14 protein-coding genes and 1 tRNA gene are annotated in these 19224 nt (G+C 57.0%); 5 read left to right on the forward strand and 10 right to left on the reverse strand.

The window, feature by feature from the left end; all coding sequences use genetic code 11:
- Window positions 1–22 precede the first annotated feature (22 nt).
- Window positions 23–1270 (reverse strand): AmmeMemoRadiSam system protein B, encoded by a 1248-nt coding sequence (amrB, locus tag J4G14_00255; protein MCE2456234.1) that lies wholly within the window; start codon window positions 1268–1270, stop codon window positions 23–25.
- 322 nt (window positions 1271–1592) lie between these two features.
- On the opposite strand from amrB, the gene J4G14_00260 reads away from it, so the two are divergent.
- Together J4G14_00260 and J4G14_00265 are read left to right on the forward strand one after the other, a co-directional pair.
- Complete coding sequence (locus J4G14_00260; protein MCE2456235.1) at window positions 1593–2558, forward strand: ribose-phosphate pyrophosphokinase; 966 nt, start codon at window positions 1593–1595, stop codon at window positions 2556–2558.
- 30 nt (window positions 2559–2588) lie between these two features.
- On the forward strand, window positions 2589–3548 hold the full coding sequence (locus tag J4G14_00265) for an NYN domain-containing protein (protein MCE2456236.1): 960 nt from the start codon (window positions 2589–2591) through the stop codon (window positions 3546–3548).
- A gap of 52 nt (window positions 3549–3600) precedes the next feature.
- Here J4G14_00265 and J4G14_00270 read toward each other — a convergent pair whose 3' ends face one another.
- Entirely contained in the window at window positions 3601–4938 is a 1338-nt protein-coding gene (locus tag J4G14_00270; GenBank protein ID MCE2456237.1) for an MFS transporter, read from the reverse strand.
- Between the two features lie 70 nt (window positions 4939–5008).
- Here J4G14_00270 and J4G14_00275 point away from each other — a divergent pair, with 70 nt between their 5' ends.
- Entirely contained in the window at window positions 5009–5845 is an 837-nt protein-coding gene (locus tag J4G14_00275; GenBank protein MCE2456238.1) for a hypothetical protein, read from the forward strand.
- Window position 5846: 1 nt separating this feature from the next.
- Here J4G14_00275 and J4G14_00280 read toward each other — a convergent pair.
- The 4 genes from J4G14_00280 to thiE form a co-directional block, all read right to left on the reverse strand.
- Window positions 5847–5932, reverse strand: a tRNA-Leu gene (locus J4G14_00280).
- Between the two features lie 153 nt (window positions 5933–6085).
- Complete coding sequence (locus tag J4G14_00285) at window positions 6086–8128, reverse strand: sodium-translocating pyrophosphatase (GenBank protein ID MCE2456239.1); 2043 nt, start codon at window positions 8126–8128, stop codon at window positions 6086–6088.
- A 100-nt stretch (window positions 8129–8228) separates the two neighbouring features.
- Complete coding sequence (locus J4G14_00290) at window positions 8229–8861, reverse strand: haloacid dehalogenase (GenBank protein ID MCE2456240.1); 633 nt, start codon at window positions 8859–8861, stop codon at window positions 8229–8231.
- Between the two features lie 61 nt (window positions 8862–8922).
- On the reverse strand, window positions 8923–9906 hold the full coding sequence (gene thiE / locus J4G14_00295) for a thiamine phosphate synthase (GenBank protein ID MCE2456241.1): 984 nt from the start codon (window positions 9904–9906) through the stop codon (window positions 8923–8925).
- 126 nt (window positions 9907–10032) lie between these two features.
- Between thiE and J4G14_00300 the strand changes: the two genes are divergently transcribed.
- Window positions 10033–11097 (forward strand): 3-isopropylmalate dehydrogenase, encoded by a 1065-nt coding sequence (locus J4G14_00300; protein MCE2456242.1) that lies wholly within the window; start codon window positions 10033–10035, stop codon window positions 11095–11097.
- A 25-nt stretch (window positions 11098–11122) separates the two neighbouring features.
- Complete coding sequence (locus J4G14_00305; protein MCE2456243.1) at window positions 11123–12529, forward strand: amidohydrolase family protein; 1407 nt, start codon at window positions 11123–11125, stop codon at window positions 12527–12529.
- A gap of 20 nt (window positions 12530–12549) precedes the next feature.
- Here J4G14_00305 and J4G14_00310 read toward each other — a convergent pair whose 3' ends face one another.
- Genes J4G14_00310 through J4G14_00325 form a run of 4 tightly spaced genes read right to left on the reverse strand, consistent with a single transcriptional unit; the run spans window position 12550 to window position 19217 of the window.
- A complete protein-coding gene (locus J4G14_00310; GenBank protein ID MCE2456244.1) occupies window positions 12550–14256 on the reverse strand; it encodes a dihydroxy-acid dehydratase in 1707 nt (568 codons plus the stop codon).
- A gap of 7 nt (window positions 14257–14263) precedes the next feature.
- On the reverse strand, window positions 14264–14908 hold the full coding sequence (locus J4G14_00315; GenBank protein ID MCE2456245.1) for a hypothetical protein: 645 nt from the start codon (window positions 14906–14908) through the stop codon (window positions 14264–14266).
- Entirely contained in the window at window positions 14905–17655 is a 2751-nt protein-coding gene (fdhF, locus tag J4G14_00320; GenBank protein ID MCE2456246.1) for a formate dehydrogenase subunit alpha, read from the reverse strand. Before fdhF ends, J4G14_00315 begins: the two co-directional genes overlap by 4 nt.
- Window positions 17652–19217 (reverse strand): SLBB domain-containing protein, encoded by a 1566-nt coding sequence (locus J4G14_00325; GenBank protein ID MCE2456247.1) that lies wholly within the window; start codon window positions 19215–19217, stop codon window positions 17652–17654. Before J4G14_00325 ends, fdhF begins: the two co-directional genes overlap by 4 nt.
- Window positions 19218–19224 lie beyond the last annotated feature (7 nt).

Raw genomic sequence — 19224 nt, forward strand, 5'->3', positions numbered from 1 at the left:
ACCGGAAGGATATCAGGGCATATCACCTGTAGAGTAGGGCGCCGGCTATCGAAACAATCGAACCGTTCGACGCGTCCGCAGGGCACTGGTCGTATCCCATATGAATTCCGGTGGCCCCTGCAAGGAGCCTGAGCATAATGTAGATAGGAGGCAGGCCGCAGATCTTTCGCTTGTCGGTCTCGCTACGGGAGATTTCAAGAAACCTGCCTGCGTCCCCGGCGCAAATTGCTGATATAGATTGAGAGTCTTCTGACCTGATCTTGGCCTTCTCAAAGTCGTCGAGTGGATTGGGGTCGCCGAATGCAGGCCCGACGTGTGCCAGGTCACCCGCTGCGATGACCAGAGTACGGCGATCGGACATCACTTCCTTGAGTACTTCAATAGCAGCGGAAATGTGAAGGGTCTCGTCGGGACCCGCATCGCTGCTGGTGTACCCATGGAAGGACCCACAGAGGACGGGTACAAGGCTGACCTTCTGTCTGCGCATGAAGTGGTGCAGCCAGACTGCTGCCAGCTCGATGGAGTGCTCCTTCCGGTGGTGGAGTTCCTCATCGAAAGCCCCAGCGCCAATCGCGTCGGCAAGTCGATTCACGACGTCGGTATCGGTGTCGAGGGTCCCATATGGGGTCGAGTAGTTCTGGACCGTCGGCGTCAGCTGGCCCTGACCGCCATAGTGGTCGGTCCCCAGAACCACTACAGTCTCTACTTCAGAGAGGTCAGGCTCTATGTCCCGCCACAATTCGGCGTAAGTTGCATGGCCCCTGTTGTAGTCGATGTGTGGGCACAACATCCCGACCAGGTCGCCCTTGGGCCTGTCTACGGGAGCCCTTGAACTCACATTGGAGCACCAACGCTCGATAGCGTCCTCGAGTGCCTTCGCCGATGTTGGATACACGGCTCCGACGTGGGACGGCTCTCTCTGGTCTGCATCGCGATACACTTCAATGGCGCGCCTGCGGGCCCCGCGGAACCTGCCATTCCCAATCATGAGAGCTTGATCAAGCTGGTCGATCATCGACGCCGTCTCCTGGTCCGAAACGGTCAGGCCGAACCGCAGAGCAAGTGCAGACCGAATCTCAGGCAAGTTTCTCGTGCCGTCGAGGAGTGTCACGATAGGGGCAGCGACTTCCGGAATCATTACGGTCATGTCGGAAAGCGTGAGGTGGTCTCTAAGGTGCAGAAACCGTTGGCCCTGATGCTCAACCCACATCGGTTCAACGAGGCGCAATTCAGGCCTCTCGGGGATGTGTGAGTAGTCTTGGGAAGTCATGACCTTAGTGAATCCTGCGGCTGTCCTTCGTCCGGCCACGTCCAGAAGACTGGCCCCGGCACAAGCCGGGGTATCCTAACACAGCACGTGACATTCTCCCCAGTACTAGCGCGGAGTAGCACACTGCGCAATAGGAAGCGATGGACACAGGGTGATCCGCAGCTCAGCGGTCCTAAGGGCCAAGACCAGACATGAAGGTGAGTCGAAACCGAACGAAAATGAACTTAGAATGTCCCAATGAGTATTGAATCCGCCGCAAACCGCTATGCTACAATTCCATGGCTTCGCGATTCCGGGAATCACCGCGCAGGGAGAATATGCAATGCCGGTTGCTGAAGACCTCAAGGTGTTCACGGGCAACGCCCATCCCCAGTTGGCTCAGGATATCTGTTCCTACCTCGGTATCCAGCTTGGGAACATGGAAGTGTTCAAGTTCAAGAACGACAACACGTTCGTGAGGATACTTGAGAACGTGCGCGAGCGGGACGTCTTCATCGTCCAACCCTTCAGCGAACCAGTCAACGACCACATCATGGAACTGATGATCATGCTTGACGCGTTCAAGCGTGCGTCGGCCGGTCGTATAACTGCCGTACTTCCTTACTATGCTTATGGTAGAAGCGACAAGAAAGACCAGCCCAGGGTACCGATCACCGCTCGCCTGATCGCCTCGATGATTGAGGTTTCCGGCGCTGACAGGGTCCTGACGCTAGACCTCCACGCAGGCCAGATCCAGGGATTCTTCAGCATCCCGGTCGATGAACTGACAGCCATTCCCATGCTGGCTCGCCCGTTTGGTAATGGGAGGGACGTCGTCGTCGCGGCAACTGATGTCGGAGGGGCCAAGAGGGCGCGGGAAACCGCGGACATTCTCGGCGCCGATCTGGCGGTAGTTCAGAAGCGCAGACTCGGCAATTCCGAGCAAGTCGTAGCAGATCAGGTCATCGGTGAAGTTGCAGGCAAGAAAGCTATCATTGTCGATGACGAGATTACTACCGGGGGCACAGTTCTGGCTGCCGCGGACGCGCTTGTCCTGAACGGAGCCACCGAAGTATTCTGCGCCGTTACACATGGAGTACTCTGCGGCGAGGCCCCTACACTGATCCAGCAAAGCCCGATGCTCGAGCTCGCCGTTACGGATTCGCTTCCTATCGGACCAAACAAACTGGGGGACAAGACGCGGGTAATTTCGGTGGCATCCATACTGGGTGAGGCCATTCATCGGATACACAGCGGGCTCTCAGTGGGGGCGATGTTCGAAGGCGCCTTGCCTGCTGTCAGCTTGTGAACCCGTTCTCAATGCTGGTAGAATCGAGGCATGGAAGAAGAACAAATTATCGTCGAAACCAGCACCGGAATCTACGCCGACATTCAGAATCTGCAGGAAATGGCAAAGGAAGTCCTGCTCCTGCTGATCCATCGATGGCCCAGGCAACTTCCCAAGCCCACGCAGCTTAATCTCTACGTCAGAGCTGATCACGTACACCTTTGGCAGGTATGGGCGAGCGATGCATTCAGGGAACTCCATGTAACCGTCAAGGGTGTACAGCACTACAGCCTTGCAGCCACGAAGAATGCGGCAGATATGGCGATCGCAGTGGATGCGATCAGCGATTTCAACCACAGCCGCGTTAGCCACGTAGCAGTAGTCAGCGATGACAGCGACTTCATCTCCCTCTACGCGAAGCTGGCCGAAGAATTCGAGAAGGGCCAGCCAATCGATTCTGCCGAACTTGTGCCGTTCCTCTGGGTTCTGACTGACCGAGTGGACACCAAGTCTTCACTTCTGCAGGAGTTCTTCCCAGAGAGATACGTGCACGTCGTGGACAGATACGCCCCCTGGGATGACTACGAAGACGAGGACGATGAGCTAGAGCCTGAAGAGGGTGAGGCTGAAGAGGTCCAGGTGGATCAAGCCGTCGCCGACTCAGAAGCTGACGAAGATTCTGAGTCGCAAGAAGAAGAAAAGCCTTCCGAGAAACAGCGGCCAAGGGCCAGCGCCCAACGTGATGATCTGACTGTTACAGAACGCATCGCGTTGCAGCTAATTCGTGACATGCCAGTAGGGAAGTTCAAGAGCACCGACTGCCAGCAGATAATCCGCACCAACTTCCCGAGTCACCATCTAGCAGCCGCTGACGGGCCCGCATTCGGGATCATATTCAGGCGTGACCTTCTCCCTTACATGGAGAAGCGAGGGGTCAATGAACTTGGGAACCAGCGTCCCAGGCAGTACGAGATGACCCTCGAAGCCAAGAAGTCGCTCGCGAGGTACTAGGCAAGGGACTGGACTGAACCGTCAGTTACTGGGTTCCTTAGGCGTTCCCAGCCTATTCCTGCTCTCTCAGCCGTCCGGCGAATATCATGTAGGCCGCTGCGAGGGCAAGTCCCACAACACCCATCCCTGCGAGGGCAAACCTTACTGAGGTCACGCCCGCGAACCATCCCACCAGCAGGCTGGACCCAACGACGAACCCTTGACCAAGTCTCTGAAGGCTTGTGATGCGCCCCCTCAGCTCGTCAGGTGCGAGTGTCTGTGTGAGTGTGCCGTTTGTAGTCCTGAAGGCTGTCTGGCTGGCTGCGAACAGGGCAATTACAAATAGCGCTACCGGGAGCCAAGCAGCCTGAATCAGCACAAGGGCCAGAATCGAGCTGACAGCAGCCGTAATCAGGCAGAGCATTCCGCGCTTGATGAAGAATCCAAATGAGGCGATGGTTAGCGCCATCAAGAATCCGCCGAACCCGTTAATCGCCAGCATGTATCCGCCCACATCAGCTCCCCTCCCCAGTATCTCTGTTGTAAACAGGGGAAGCATGAACATCACAGGCTGGAGCACGACGTTGGGAACTACCGTCAGTGTTATCAGAAGGAAAAGCACCCGATTGCCTGACCAGATGTACCTGAAACCCTCGGCAAGGTCCTGCAGAAATCCAGTCGTTCCGGTACCGCCTCGGGAGCGGCGCGATTCGGTGTATGGGGTATGCATTGGCCAGTAGGCAAGTATCATTCCCACGTAAAGCAGCGACTCGATAGTAAAATTCCAGAAGAACCCAAAAGAGCTAACCAGAATTCCACCAACGAACGGGCCGATGGCCCTGGTGCCGGGTATCGTTAGCACGTTGGTGGCGTACGCATTACCGAGCATATGCCTTGGCACAGTGTTGGCAATCAGGGCCTGACGCATCGGTTGGGTGATCGACAGGAATGCACCACTCACTATGGCATATGCGAACACGTGCCAGACTTCCACGACATCGAAGGCGATGAGGCACGCGAAGCCGAAGGCGATGACGGCCATGACCGCCTGGAGCGCCATGATGAGCTTGCGCCTGTCGACCCGGTCGCCAAGCACGCCGCCAAGGGGACCGATGATCACTCCGGGCAGGGTGCTAATGCCGCCTATTCCGACGACCAGGAGTGCAGAGCCCTCCGTACCCTCAGTGAGATCACGGACCAGCCAACCCAGGGTCAGGAGCTGAAGCCAGTGAGCGGTGTTCGCGAAGAAGTTTCCTACCCAGATGAACCGATAATCGCGATAAGCGATCCAAGCGTCGAACGTCTGGGGTCTCGGTATCCATCGTAGTCCGGCTATTGATGTCCTCCGCGAGTGGGCTGACCGCCATGATACACGAAACAGGAACCCAGACCGTAGGGTGATACAATTCAGTCAAACGATCGAAGAAACGTGTTCATACTAGTCTGGAATGGGGAATCCTAGACTGGGAAGGAGCCGCCATATGTTTAGAAAGGATACCCAATGGCCGAACTTCAGCGAGCGCGACCTCGACTTCGTAGTCGAGAACGTGGCCCCGAATTCGGCTAACTCCGAACAACTCAAGATGCTCATCACGGAAGACGTTAAATTCCGTGCCGCGATGCTGGGAGATGTGGCCCTACTGGAGCGGGTACAGAATGACGACGAGATATTCCTGTACATCTCGCCCGCGCTGTTCTTCGAGATCCTTCTTCGCAACTCCCATCGCGCACTGGAGACTGCAGCGTACACGGAAGAGCGTGAAGGTCGGATGTCGATTCCGGTCTTCGACACCCCGGACGTCCTTGAGTTCATGGAGCGTCCTGGGGTGGTCGAATACCTGGCGTCGATGATGGCCTCTTTCACACGCATCAACAGCTACACGGTCCCTGTGCGTGTCCGCAGAGGCGTCCGTCGAAGAGTCCGATACAATGACATGGACGTGGACAGCCTTATCAGGTTCGCTGCAGACGCCGACCCAGAGCAGAAGTTCGGGTATTACAAGCGAATCGCCGACGTATGCCTATTCCTGTCCGGAGTCTTCCCTGATGGCGCGCAAAGCAGGGCAGGGAGCATGAGCAGTTCCGTTCTTCCACGGTCGTGGCGGATGCGGCGTACCCTCGAGGAGTATGAGCGGGAGGGCCGCACCTTCTACGGGCTGGCACAAGAGCACCCCGCGGCTCGGGCGTTGGAGCTGTCACAGGTCTTTGCGGCGCTCAGGCAGAACTTCAACGCGGCGAGGAAGCCTCTGACTTTCGTGGCCACTCGATTTCTGCACGCGAAGAAGCGTCAGTTGTTCGGCGTTGCCTCGGCAGGTTAGCTGGTGCCCAGGAAGGGACTCGAACCCCCACACCCATTCGGGTAGCGGATTTTAAGTCCGCCGCGTCTGCCATTTCGCCACCTGGGCATTCGCCAATTCTTTTGAAGTCTACACGAAGAATTAGATCTGCGTCGTGCATCCAGTGCGAGGCGCCGTGCCTACATTACGATAAGAGCCACCTTACTGGACTGCCCTGAGGGCAGGATAAGGTGGCTCAAATGTCTAAGTGTGAGTCGTGGTTCAGAGGAACAGAGGGGCAAAGACCAGGGCCACTATGCTCATCAGCTTGATGAGGATGTTCAGGGAGGGTCCGGAAGTATCCTTGAACGGGTCTCCGACAGTGTCTCCGACCACGGCCGCGGCGTGTGGGTCGGAACCCTTGCCGCCATGCGCACCAGCCTCGATGAACTTCTTCGCGTTGTCCCAAGCCCCGCCAGCGTTGGCCATCATGATGGCGAGAAGGAAGCCGGTCGCGATGGATCCGATCAGCATTCCGCCAAGAGCTTCCGCCCCGAGAATCAGTCCAATGGCAACCGGAGCAACTATGGCCAATACACCTGGAAGGACCATCTCTTTCATTGCGCCGCGAGTGCTTATGTCTACTGCACGCGTGTAGTCTGCGTCGGCAGTCCCTTCAAGTAGACCTGGTATATCCCGGAACTGACGCCTCACCTCTTCCACCATTGCGCTGGCAGCTCGACCAACGGCCTGCATGGTAAGCGCCGCGAACACGAATGGCAGAAGGGCTCCAATCAACAGGCCCATCAGGACATCAACCTCACGAAGGTCGAAGGCTTCGACGTTCGTGACCTCCGAGTAGGCTGCCATGAGGGCAAGCGCTGTCAGTACGGCAGAGCCTATTGCGAAGCCTTTACCAGTAGCAGCGGTGGTGTTACCCAGCGAGTCGAGGGCATCAGTTCTCTCACGGACCGAAGGGTCAAGTCCGGCCTGCTCAGCAATTCCCCCGGCGTTGTCGGCAACGGGTCCATAGGCATCTGTGGCGAGGGTAATACCGAGTGTAGAAAGCATACCTACAGCAGCCAGGGCAACTCCGTAAGTTCCGGCGAGATCATTGGCCAGCCACATTGCAATGACCACCACGACGGCCGGAATAAGAGTGCTAATCATTCCCAGGCCAATTCCTGAGATGATAACCGTTGCTGGACCGCTCAGTGCCTGATCTGAAATCTCCCTTGTGAACTTGTACTCGTAGCTTGTGTATACCTCCGAGGAGGTGCCTATGATCTGACCGGCGACCAGGCCGGTGAGCACCACCCAGAACAGCTTGAAGTCCATATCCAGGACCAGTAGCGCAGCTGCCGTACCAATCAGCACGAGAGCTCCCGCACCGAAGATTCCAAATCTCAGTGACCAGAGCAGGTTGCCCATACTCGCCCCGTCCTTGGTCCGCACAAGGAAGGTCCCTAAAATCGAAGCGATGATTCCGATTGCAGCGATAAGAAGAGGTAAGACTGCTAACTCGGAACTGAACTCATTGTCTGGCTGAGACATGCCAAGTGCGGCAACCCCAACACCTACAAGTGCTATCGTCGCAATAATCGAACCTGTGTAGCTCTCGAATAGGTCGGCACCCATGCCTGCAACGTCGCCCACGTTGTCGCCTACGTTGTCAGCAACCGTGGCAGGGTTGCGGGGGTCGTCCTCGTCCAGGCCCTGCTCAACCTTTCCTACCAGGTCGGCACCCACGTCTGCAGCCTTGGTGTAGATCCCGCCGCCAACCCTGGCAAACAGGGCGATGGATGAGGCTCCAAACCCGAATCCGGCTACCAGCGTGATGTCCTGAAATATCAGGTACACCACGGTAATGCCGATCAGGCCGATACCGACCACGCTGACGCCCATTACAGTGCCCGAGTTAAAGGCAACTCTAAGGGCGGGGTTCAGGCCGGTCTGGGCCTGCACGGTGGTTCGCGTGTTCGCACGAACCGCGATACTCATGCCAATGAATCCCGCGAGAGCAGAACCGAGGGCCCCTACCAGGTACGAGATTGCGGTACCTGGAATTGTTTCGCCGTCGCCTTCCACCTTATTGAGGACATCGAGGTCTATGAAGACCCAAAGAATGACGAAGACGATAACTACAAATACCGCGAGGAGCCTATACTCCCGCGACAGGAATGCCATTGCACCCTCACGGATGGCATTTCCGATAAACCTGACCTGTTCGCTGCCTGCATCAGACTGCATGACCTTCCAGGAGAGGTACGCGGCAAATGCCAGTGCAATGACACCTGCAACAATTGATAAGTACAGAATGTCCAATGGATGCCTCCACAAAAAAGCCCCCCCGGTAATAGGGGAGGCCTTGGTCAAATTAGGCGTTCATTTCGAGCCAAAAGCTAGCATAGCAGACGGAATACGGTCAAGACCGGGACGAATCCAGCTTCCTGTTCAGTTCCTCCAGTTGGGCCTCGAGGCTCCTCTGACGTAGGGCAACCGTTATGTCGCCGCGAGTCCGCTCGATTACTCCCCTCATGACATCAGTAGTCCTTCTGAGGCCTCGAGTAACACCGTCCGGGTAATCCAGCGTCACCAGAACTGAATAGACTTCATCCATAATCTCAAGGTAGGACTCACTCCTCGCGAACTCGTCGCCGCGAAGAAGATCGAGTACCAGGCGTCTCATCTCCCCGATCGCCTCGGCCAGTCCATTCATATAGACCGCTGCTCCCACATCCAGGTCAATCATCGTCGGAAGTTGAGAGCCTTCTGCAAATGCAAGAGTTGCGTGCGCCTCCACATACTCTTTGAGGGCGTCTTCTACGTAACCACCAAAATAGACGGCCGGATGATCCCGGCGTTCAGATTCTATCTCAGACCTGAGGACGGTCGCGCGTCCGATTAGATCACGGGCATCGCCGAAGTCACCCCTATGAGTTGCCCGGATGGAGTTGGCAGAGAAACGAATAATCTGCCGCGACAGCGTCAACGCCTGTTCTCTGGCCTCATGAGTTCCCCTAAGCAGCTGCTCAGCGTCTTCACCTGCAGTACGAATCGCCGCAATCAGTTCTTCTGACGATGCCCTTTTCGTAGATTCTGACACTTCCTGGGACCCGCTAACCTTTCGCCGACTCAAAGAGCTCTACCAGCTCTTCCGTGGCAACTCTAGGATCGTCGGCGAACGTGATTGCGCTTACCACGCACACAGATTCGGCGCCTGCCTTAGCAACATCCACGATGTTCGAGCTATTGATTCCGCCAATGGCGACAATGGGTTGTGTCACTGTCTCCCTGGCTCGCTTGATCATCTCAGGACCAAGGGCTGTGCGGCCTGACTTTCCCATCGTCGTGGTCGCGTAGATTGCTCCCACCGCAACATAGTCGACGGAGTCTTCCTGGGAACGCTGGAGCTCGTCCATGGTGCCGTTTGAGTTTCCAATCAGTTGATCAGGAAGCAGGATTCGTCGTGCCTCTGAGATGGGTAGGTCAGTTTGGCCGACATGAAGTATGTCAGCATTCGATGCCCGCGCCAGATCGGCGTGGTCGTTCATGACGAACAGGGCGTCGTGTTCTGCGCAGATCGCTTTCAGTTCCCTGGCCGTTTCGAGCATCGGGCCTTTGTCGTTCAGCTTGTCACGCAATTGAACGACCTTTGCGCCACCTTCCAGGGATTGGAACGCGACATCTGTCACTGGTCTCCGTCTGGTCGCCTCGGGATCGACAATTACGTAAATGCCCCTTAATGACTCAGACAACTGCAATCGGGCCTTGGCTGCAAGCGAATCGTGGGCATCGACAACAGAGTCCCTTGCTGCCGAAATCAGGGTCTGATCCAGCGGCATGTCTCCACTGGCTGTAAGTGATACCAGTGTGTCGAGAGCAGCCCTCATGGATTCGACAATCTCAAAGACTGGTTCCGATCCTGTTCCCACGGATGAATCCAAGTTCACTTCGGCCAGAGTATTCAAGCCGGGGCTGCCTAGTGCTTCACGTAAGGACACCAGGCCAGTGAGTGTGCCTGGCTCGACCTCAGGCTGTGCCTCCAGGAACAGAGCTCCCTGCAGCAAAGTATCTATCTGTGCCTGGACGAAGAGTTTCAATGCGGGCTCCGTAAGGTTGTCAGTTCTCCATTAGACGTCGGCGGGATTCTAACACACGGCTGGGGTGCAATCTGGCAGCGTGCGTCTTACAATACCTCCGCATCGCCATTAGAGGAGCGAAATCAATTGTCACACTACAAGGTAGCGGTCATCAGGGGTGATGGCATCGGAATTGAGGTAATCGAAGAGGGAATCAAGGTACTTGATGCCGTCGGGCAGGAGTACGGAATCAGTTGGACATGGAACGAGTATCCGTGGGGCAGCGAGTACTATAGGGAGCATGGCGTGGTCATGCCTTCGGATGGTCTGGATACACTTACCGAGTCTGACGTCATATTCCTCGGCGCGGTAGGACATCCCGACTTCCAAGACCACATAACTCTCGGGGGACTCCTGCTTCCCATTCGACGGTCATTCGACCAGTACGTGTGCGAGCGGCCCAGCGTGCTCTACGAGGGCATAGATTCACCCATCAAGGGCTATTCGGCTGGCGACATCGACATGGTAGTCGTACGTGAGAACACCGAGGGCGAGTACGCTGACGTCGGAGGGTTCCTGTATCCAGACTTCCCAGAAGAGGTTGGAATTCAGTCTGCTGTTTTCACCCGGAAGGGCTGCGAACGAATCATCAGACATGCGTTCGAGGTCGCTCGAAGGAGAAACAAGGCGAAGCACGTTACCTCGATCACGAAGTCAAACGCTCTCGGATACGGAATGTTGGTATGGGACAGGGCATTCGAGCGGGTCGCTGAAGACTATCCCGACATCGGGACGAACTCGCTGCTCGTGGACGCGGCCTGCATGGACTTCATACGAAGGCCAGAGTCATTCGACGTGGTGGTCGGGAGCAACCTGTTCGGAGACATCCTGACGGACATCGGGGCAATCATCACGGGTAGCATGGGGCTCGCCCCAAGTGGAAATATAGACCCGGACAGACGTTACCCCTCGATGTTCGAGCCGGTCCACGGTTCCGCCCCGGACATCACTGGGCAGGGGATCGCCAACCCACTCGCAACAATTCTGTCGGGAGCGATGATGCTAAGGCACCTGGGAGAGGATGCCGCGGCCGATTCGGTTGAAAAGGGGTCGCTAAACGTGGTCGCCCTGGGTGAGACAATAACGCCTGACCTGGGAGGAAACTCCAGCACACAGGACGTCGGCGACGCTGTCGTTTCGGCACTGACCTGAAATCAAAACCAGGAGGAGGAACGCCATGACGCTCATCAAGGGAGGAACGGCAGTCACACCATCAGGAGTTGGTGAGTTCGACATCTGGATTTCTGGCGAAACTATTCAGGCTGTCACGGAACCCGGTGCGATTCCAGCCGGCGACGAGCTGATCATAGATGCGACGGGCAAGTTGGTCGTTCCTGGAGGAATCGAACCTCACGCTCATATTGGGGGACCACGTCAGCCAGAACGCTCCGGGGCCGAACCAGTTTCCAAGGCCGCGGTTTGGGGTGGAACGACAACGGTTCTGGACTTCGCCACTCAAGTTCCCGGGCACGACCTGCGCCACGCACTTGGGGAAGCTGCGGAGAGGTGGGAAGGCAACGCCTACACTGATTACTCTTATCATCCTATCTTTACGAACGGAGCCACCAGGGCTCACATCAACCAGATACCTGAACTGATTGAAGAGGGATTCCCTAGCTTCAAGATATTTACCACGTCCATACGTCCGCCCAGCCCTCAGATGCAGAACAACAAGACCGACTTCGGTCGGCTTGCCATCATCATGGATAGGGTCACCGAGGGAGGCGGGATCCTGCTCGTCCACTCAGAGGACGACGATATGGTCCACTTCAACTACGACAACGCCCAGGAGGACGGTCTGTGGGACTGGTGGAATATGCACCATATCCACTCAAACCTGTCAGAGGACGTGTCCTTCCGACGTGTTCTCCGGCTCGCAACCAAGAAGAAGTGTCCTGTTTACTTCGTCCATGTGAGCGCCCAAGAAGGGGTGGAGGCCGTCGGTCAAGCCAGGATGCTGGGATTGCCGATTTACGGTGAGACCCTGCACAACTACGCCTGCTTCAATGCCGAGAACTACCGTGAAGATTACGGTATGAAGTACCACACGTATCCCTCACTTAAGCAAGAGGACGACAGAAGCTCACTTTGGCAGGGGTTGCTTGACGGCCGGCTGTCAACCGTTGCGACGGACCTGGTCTCGACCACCTGGGAGGAGAAGACCCGATTCAAGACTGTCGCGGATGTTACCGGCGGCCACAACGGCATCGAGACCCGCATGGGGATTGCCTACTCGGTCGGTGTTGCAGAGCTTGGCATGAGCCTTGAGCGATTCGTTGACATCACATCCACGAACGCCGCCAAGATCTTTGGAATGTACCCGAAGAAGGGAGCGATCGCGCCGGGGTCTGATGCCGACATCTGCATCATGGACACGACATGGGACAGGCCGTTGACACTAGACGACCTTCATCTCGAGGACTACTCCATATGGGAAGGCTGGCACGTCAAGGGCTGGCCGGAAACCGTGCTTCTCAGGGGCAACGTGATGATCGAGAACCGCAGCCTGAAAGGAAATCCCGACGTAGGGAACCTTCTGTCCCGCTCCATCCCTTCCGAGGTGCTGCAGAAGCCAATTTGCTAGGGGTCCAGAACCCGACCGCGCTAGTCAGCGGCTGCCAGAAGGAAGTCGAAGTCGCAGCCGCTGTCGGCCTGCATCACGTGCTGTGAATACATCGAAGTGTAGCCGCGCTTGTGGACTGGCCTGACAGGGGGTGACTCTGCAAGTCGCCGCTTGACTTCGCGATCTTCGACGAGAAGGTCCAAACTCCGACTGGGTACGTCGAGTTTGATACGGTCACCGTTCCTGACTGCGGCAAGCGGGCCTCCTGCAGCAGATTCTGGCGTGACGTGTACGACAACAGTCCCGAAAGCCGTGCCGCTCATCCTGGCATCGCTCAATCGCACCATGTCGCGAATTCCGGAGGCGAGGATCTTCTTTGGCAAAGGCAGGAACCCCCACTCGGGCATGCCAGGACCACCAATCGGCCCGCTTGAGCGCATCACCAGTACATCCTGGGGAGTGACGTCGAGGTCCGGATCGTCGATGCGGTCGAACAGGTCGTCGTGGTCCTCGAAGACTATGGCTCGGCCCTCGTGGGTCATCAGAGTCTCAGAGGCGGCAGTAGGCTTGATCAGAGCCCCGGTTGGTGCCAGAGAGCCTGTCAGGACTGCGAGGCCGCCTTCCGGGTTCATGGGATTGTCCAGGGTGCGAATCACATCCTGATCGTAGTTGATCGCATACTTGAAGTTCTGTTCGAGGGTCAGGCCAGTGGCCGTTATGGAGTCCGTGTGCAGGAGAGGAGAGATCTCCTTCAGCAGAGCGCCAACTCCGCCCGCGTTGTGGAAGTCTTCCATCAGGTAACGGCCTGACGGCTTCAGGTTCAACAGGAAAGGGGTTGTACGGGAAAGATCGTCGAAGAGGGTGCCAGGAAGATCGATTCCTAGTCTTCCTGCTATCGCCGTGAGGTGAATCACCGCGTTGGTGGAGCCTCCCATGGCGTGCAGGGTCCGAATGCCATTCTCGAACGCCTGCCTAGTCATAATGTGGGACGGCCGAATGTCCTTTCGCACCAGTTCAACTATCTGACGTCCGGCCAACTCTGAGAGTCGAAGCCTGCGGGAGTCGACCGCCGGAATGGCGCCGTTACCTGGGAGGGCGATCCCCATTGCCTCAGAAACAGAGGCCATCGTGGATGCAGTCCCCATCACCATGCAGTGTCCGGGACTACGGACGATGCAGGTCTGGAGTTCCGCCCAGTCATCCTCAGTGATCCTGCCAGCTCGGAGCTCTACCTCGTAGCGTCGGCAGTCGGTACAGGAGCCAAGTTCCTCGCCACGCCAGTTGGCCTTCAGCTGTGGACCTCCGGTGACCATAATGGACGGGATGTCCGCGCTGGCAGCGCCCATGAGCAGGGCAGGGGTCGTCTTGTCGCAGCCGCCGAGAAGTACAACGCCATCCAAGGGATTGGCCCGTATTGATTCTTCAACTTCCATGCTCATCAGGTTTCTGAACAGCATCGTCGTAGGGCGCATGTTGTACTCACCCAGCGACATAACAGGGAATTCCATGGGGAATCCGCCAGCCTGCCACACGCCGCGTTTCACAGCCTCGGCGAGAGTCCGCAGGTGCGCGTTGCAGTGGGTCAGTTCGCTCCACGAGTTGCAGATGCCGATAATCGGCCTGCCTTCGTACGCCTCCGGCCCGTACCCTTCTGCCATGAAAGCTGCACGACGCAGCCATCCATACAACTCGGGAGTATCGAACCACTCACTCGATCGCAGCTTGGAACCGTTTTCATGTTCGGCCATTTGGGACTTACTCTCCCTGTTGTGACTCCGGCTGTGGTGGCGAACGGAAGTAGTTGTCGAGCCATCTCTTGAGGGCGTCCAGGGACGGTGGCGCGACATAGAAGACCTGAACTTCGGTCGGGAACTGGACCTGATGGTCCTCGCGAATGAACAGCACGGCACAGTCGCCAACAGCGAGATCTTCTGTGATCCTGTCTGCGATTCTCTTGTACCTGGCCACAAGTGTCTCCTGGTAGCCCTCCAGGGAGGTCTGCAGGACTTTTTGACTGGCAGGCCCCATGGTAAGCACTCTCTGCCAGTCCGAGTGTTCTGCCACTAGCTCACCGTCCTCCAACTGCCGCATGGTGGCTGTGGACTGGCACATGGCGCGTACCAGTGTGCAGGCAGTTGGATTCAGGACCTCGAGATGCTGAAGACCTTCATCACCTTCAGCGCATACCATCTCGTGGTACACCTTCGACACCGAACCCAGAGTCCGCTCCAGGTTACCGATGGAGTCTCGCACCTCAGACCAGTACTTCTCGATAAGCTCCAGAGCTTCTTGGGGCAGTCCTGGCGCCGCAACGTAGTTGGGAACCAGAAACAGGTTCTTCTTGCCCTCGTATGAGCTCGCGCTTGGCCTGGGAATCTGGGAAAGGGGCTGCTGAGTCATCCGGTTGCCACGGGTTTGCGATTCGCTGTAACACCCCTGTCTTCGCCAACTGGGTCAACTCGCACGGCGCAGACTTTGTACTCAGGAATCCTGGAATTAGGGTCCAGCGCAGAGTTGGTTAGGAAATTGGCGGCGTGCTCCTGGAGCTTCACGAATGGAACGAAGATCTCGCCGATGCGCTGTCTCTCTGTGTAGACCGTCCGCGCCTCCAGATCGCCCCGGCGCGACCTGACTCGAATCCACTCGCCGTCGGCTATGCCGTACTTCTCGCCATCAGCGGGATTCATGCCTACTGTCAGTTCAGGAGAGCGAGCCAACAGATTGTCCGCGCGCCTAGTGATCGTGCCGCCATGCCAGTGGTAGAGGACCCTTCCCGTGTTCAGAATCAGCGGGAATCTTGCCGACGGTGTCTCGGCGGCAACAGGGCCCTGGTCAAATCCGACGAACTTCGCCCTTGGCCCCCGAGGGAAATCGGACTCATACAGGAAACGCGTGCCCGGATGATCTGGAGTGGGGCAGGGCCACTGAATTCCGCCCTCGTTTTCGAGGCGGTCATATGAGATGCCTGCGATGATCGGCATAAGCGTTGCCATCTCGTCGAATATCTCGGACGGGTGGCTGTAGTCGAACTCGTGCTCAAGCTCCAGGCCAAGCCTCGAACTCATGCGCAGGGCAACGTCTCTGATTATCTCCCAATCCGCTTTGCTCTCGCCGACGGGCTCGACTGCCTTTCGTACACGCTGGACTCTACGTTCGCTGTTTGTGAACGTGCCATCTTTCTCAGCGAAGGACGTAGCTGGCAGAACGACGTCAGCAATCTGCGCTGTTTCGTGCATGAAAATGTCCTGAACGACCAGGAAGTCCAGCTTCTTGAACATCTCTTCAGCGTGACTCAGGTCCGGCTCGCTCAGCAACGGGTTCTCACCTGTGACGTACATCGCCTTTATTCGACCGGTGTCCATTGCCGGGACCATCTCTGTAATGACGAGTCCGGGATCGGGAGGCAGAGGCTGGTTGCTCCAGGCAGCCTGGAACTTTTCAAGCGACTCCTCACCGATGGGCTGATAGCCTGGGAATGAGTTCGGTACGCAGCCAGAGTCCCCGCACCCCTGTACGTTGTTTTGGCCCCTGAGCGGCGAGATGCCGGAGCCCGGCCGACCAAGTTGACCTGCTACAAGGGCGAGGTTCAACAAGCCGTGCGCGTTCGCAGTCCCCATAGTATGCTGGGTTATGCCCATACCCCAGATAAGACACGAGCCACTGAATGGGGGACTCGCATAGATGCGGGCAGCCTCAGCTATGTCGTCTGCCGTCACCCCGGTTATCTTCTCAGCGTAGTCGAGGTCGTACTTTTGGGCGGTGCTCCACCACTCTTCGTAGCCTTCAGTCCGGTCAGTAACGAAGGTGGAATCAGCAAGTCCCTCGTCCACAATCACCTTGGCCATGGCATTGAGTAGAGCAACGTCGGTACCCGGGCGAGGCCTAAGCCAGAGGTCGGCGTAGTCGCACATATCGATGCGACGAGGGTTGATGATGATCAACTTCGCCCCACGTTCAACGACCGCACGCCTCATCCTAGAAGCAGCCACGGGGTGGTTGGAATTGGCATCCGAGCCAATTATGATCAGGCATCCGGCTTCCTCGTAGTCGATGTAGGAGTTAGATGTAGCTCCACTTCCCAGTGAGGTCAGCATGGCCTCTACCGATGGCGAGTGACACAGTCTTGTGCAGTGGTCGATGTGATTGCTGCCCATGACGAGTCGGGCAAACTTCTGCTGTATGAAACCGTCTTCGTTCGTTGCCTTTGCTGATGCGAGAGTTCCAAAGGAGTCTCCGCGGTATTCAGCCAGCCGTTCTACAACGTAGTCGAGCGCTTCGTCCCAATCGACTTCGACGAATTCGCCTTCTTTGCGAATGAGAGGCTTCTTGATGCGGTCCGGGTGGTTAACGAATGAGAACCCGAACCTGCCCTTCACGCAGAGCATCCCGAGCGACGACTGGTTGTCGGGGTCATCCAGGATTTCGATTATGTTGTCGTTGATGTCTACCTTGGCCTGGATGCCGCATCCCACACCGCAGTATGGGCACGTCGTCGTTACGGTCCGCGCCGTTTCAGGGGGATCATTCTTAACACGAATCGCACCAGTCGGGCAGGAGGCGAGGCAGGAGCCACACGTCGTGCAGACCGACTCGACGAGAGGGCGGTCCATGAAGGTGCCGATTCTGGCTTCGGTACCTCGTCCCAGAATGTCGATCGCCCCAATGAACTGGTGACCGTCCTGGCACGCCTGTGCGCAGCGTCCACACATAATGCATGAGTCCATCGCGATGTCGAAAACGGGGTTGGAAACGTCGACGGGCTGGCGAGGACGACCTTCCCACTGAGACACATCAAGTCCGTGATGCTTAGCAGCGATCGAAAGCTCTTTATGATTCCCGTTGGTGTTCTCATCCGAGTCTGGGAACATAGACATAGTGAGTTCTAGGACTCCGCGCCTGAGGTCACGCGCCCTGTCAGTCTCAGTTTCAACTACCATGCCTTCGACCGCAGGGACGGAACAAGACGCCGGGAATCCGCGCACTCCATCGATACCTACAAGGCAGGTCCTGCACGCGCCGATGGGCTTCATGTCAGGGTCCTTGCAGAGTTGCGAGATATAGGTACCCGATTGGTTAATTGCGTCCAAGACTGACGAGCCGTCGTTCACGGTGACATTGTTGCCATTGACTGAGAGTGTGACGCTCATCCATCAGCTCCTTGACGCTTGGGTAACCTGTCACCGAAGAAGTGCAGCCCGCTCAGTATAGGATTTCCGGCCGCCTGCCCCAATCCGCACAGAGAGCTATCGTTAACGAGTCTGGCCAAGTTCTCCAACTCGTCAGAAGAGGCTCCGTCCTGTACCACCGCATCCAGCAGCTCAACCATTCTCGGTGTGCCTTCGCGACATGGTGTGCACTTGCCGCACGACTCATCGGCATTATATTGCGCCAGGTTTCGAACGACTTCGAATACGTCCATCGAGTCATCGATTGCAATAACCCCACCAGCTCCAAGCATGACGCCAGCGTCATGCAGGAAGCCCGGCTTGATAGGTGTGTCAAGCATGTCGGGAGGGAACACACCACTGGAGGGACCACCTACTCCGATCGCGGTGAGTTTTCGGTCGTCCCGAATGCCACCGCCGATGTCGTAGATGACTTCCCGCAGCGTGGTACCTATCGGTACTTCGACGAGTCCCGGTCTTTTGACCGAACCACTCAAACTGATGATCTTCGTTCCCGAGTCGTCGCCGTCCCCGATGGAGGTGAACTCGTCAGTTTCATGACTCATTATGTACGGGACGTTGGCAAGCGTCTCCGCATTGTTTATCACGGTCGGCTGGCCCCAAAGTCCTGCTTCTGTTGGGAAGGGAGGGCGCAATCGCGGCTCGCGGCGATATCCTTCAACCGTGTTGAGCAGTGTCGTCTCGTCTCCGCAGACGTAACCGCCAGCACCACGTCGGATCTCTACCTGGACATCGAAACCTGACCCGAGGACGTCCCCTCCGATCAGGCCCAGTTCAGTTGCCTGTTCCACCGCCATGGTCATGCGCTGGCTGGAGAGATTGGCCTCGGCGTTGATGTAGAAGATGATCTGGTGGGAATCTATGGCATAGGCGGCAATCAACGCGCCTTCAACTATCCTGTGAGGGACGCCCTCCATGAGGTGCCGGTCCTTGAACAGACCTGGTTCGCCCTCCTCGCAGTTGACAACAACATACCTCGTTTCGGCCCTAGTATTTCGAGCGGCCTCCCACTTAATCCCAGCGGGGAAGTAGGCTCCACCCCTACCCCTCAGTCGGGAATCCTTCAGATGGTCGATGATAGATTCAGGCGTAGATTGGAGTGCTTCGGACCAAGCAGAGTAACCGCCATTAGCGAGGTAGTGTTCAATCGACTCAGCCTCGAGGCTGCCGCAATCGCTTAATGACACCCTTATCTGGCCTGATAGGAAGGACTCTACTTCAGTCTTGGAACTTCCCTTGGCTGAAGTCAGGTACGAAAAGTCCGCCGTTTCTGTCGTCAGATTTGGGTGATAGGAGCGACTGCCGTCTGGCTGGATGACCTCAACTGAAGGAGCTGCGAAGCAGACACCGTCGCATCCTGCCACGATCAATGTGGAATCGTCATCGACTTGGTGACGTATTGCACGCACGATTCCATCGGCGCCCGCTGACAGGCTGCAGTGGCCTACATGCGCCACCACCCTGGTCTTGCCTGCCACTCGACTTTCGAATCGCTCAGTGGCAGATCGAACCAGGGCGTTCATTCGACTC

Source organism: Dehalococcoidia bacterium (assembly GCA_021295915.1).
Lineage (GTDB): Bacteria > Chloroflexota > Dehalococcoidia > Lucifugimonadales > UBA1123 > VXRN01.

Coding starts and splice junctions, on each gene's coding strand:
- amrB (MCE2456234.1), bottom strand. CDS start 1,270: ATGACTTCCCAAGACTACTCACACATCCCCGAGAGGCCTGAATTGCGC.
- J4G14_00260 (MCE2456235.1), top strand. CDS start 1,593: ATGCCGGTTGCTGAAGACCTCAAGGTGTTCACGGGCAACGCCCATCCC.
- J4G14_00265 (MCE2456236.1), top strand. CDS start 2,589: ATGGAAGAAGAACAAATTATCGTCGAAACCAGCACCGGAATCTACGCC.
- J4G14_00275 (MCE2456238.1), top strand. CDS start 5,009: ATGTTTAGAAAGGATACCCAATGGCCGAACTTCAGCGAGCGCGACCTC.
- J4G14_00305 (MCE2456243.1), top strand. CDS start 11,123: ATGACGCTCATCAAGGGAGGAACGGCAGTCACACCATCAGGAGTTGGT.
- J4G14_00310 (MCE2456244.1), bottom strand. CDS start 14,256: ATGGCCGAACATGAAAACGGTTCCAAGCTGCGATCGAGTGAGTGGTTC.
- J4G14_00315 (MCE2456245.1), bottom strand. CDS start 14,908: ATGACTCAGCAGCCCCTTTCCCAGATTCCCAGGCCAAGCGCGAGCTCA.
- fdhF (MCE2456246.1), bottom strand. CDS start 17,655: ATGAGCGTCACACTCTCAGTCAATGGCAACAATGTCACCGTGAACGAC.
- J4G14_00325 (MCE2456247.1), bottom strand. CDS start 19,217: ATGAACGCCCTGGTTCGATCTGCCACTGAGCGATTCGAAAGTCGAGTG.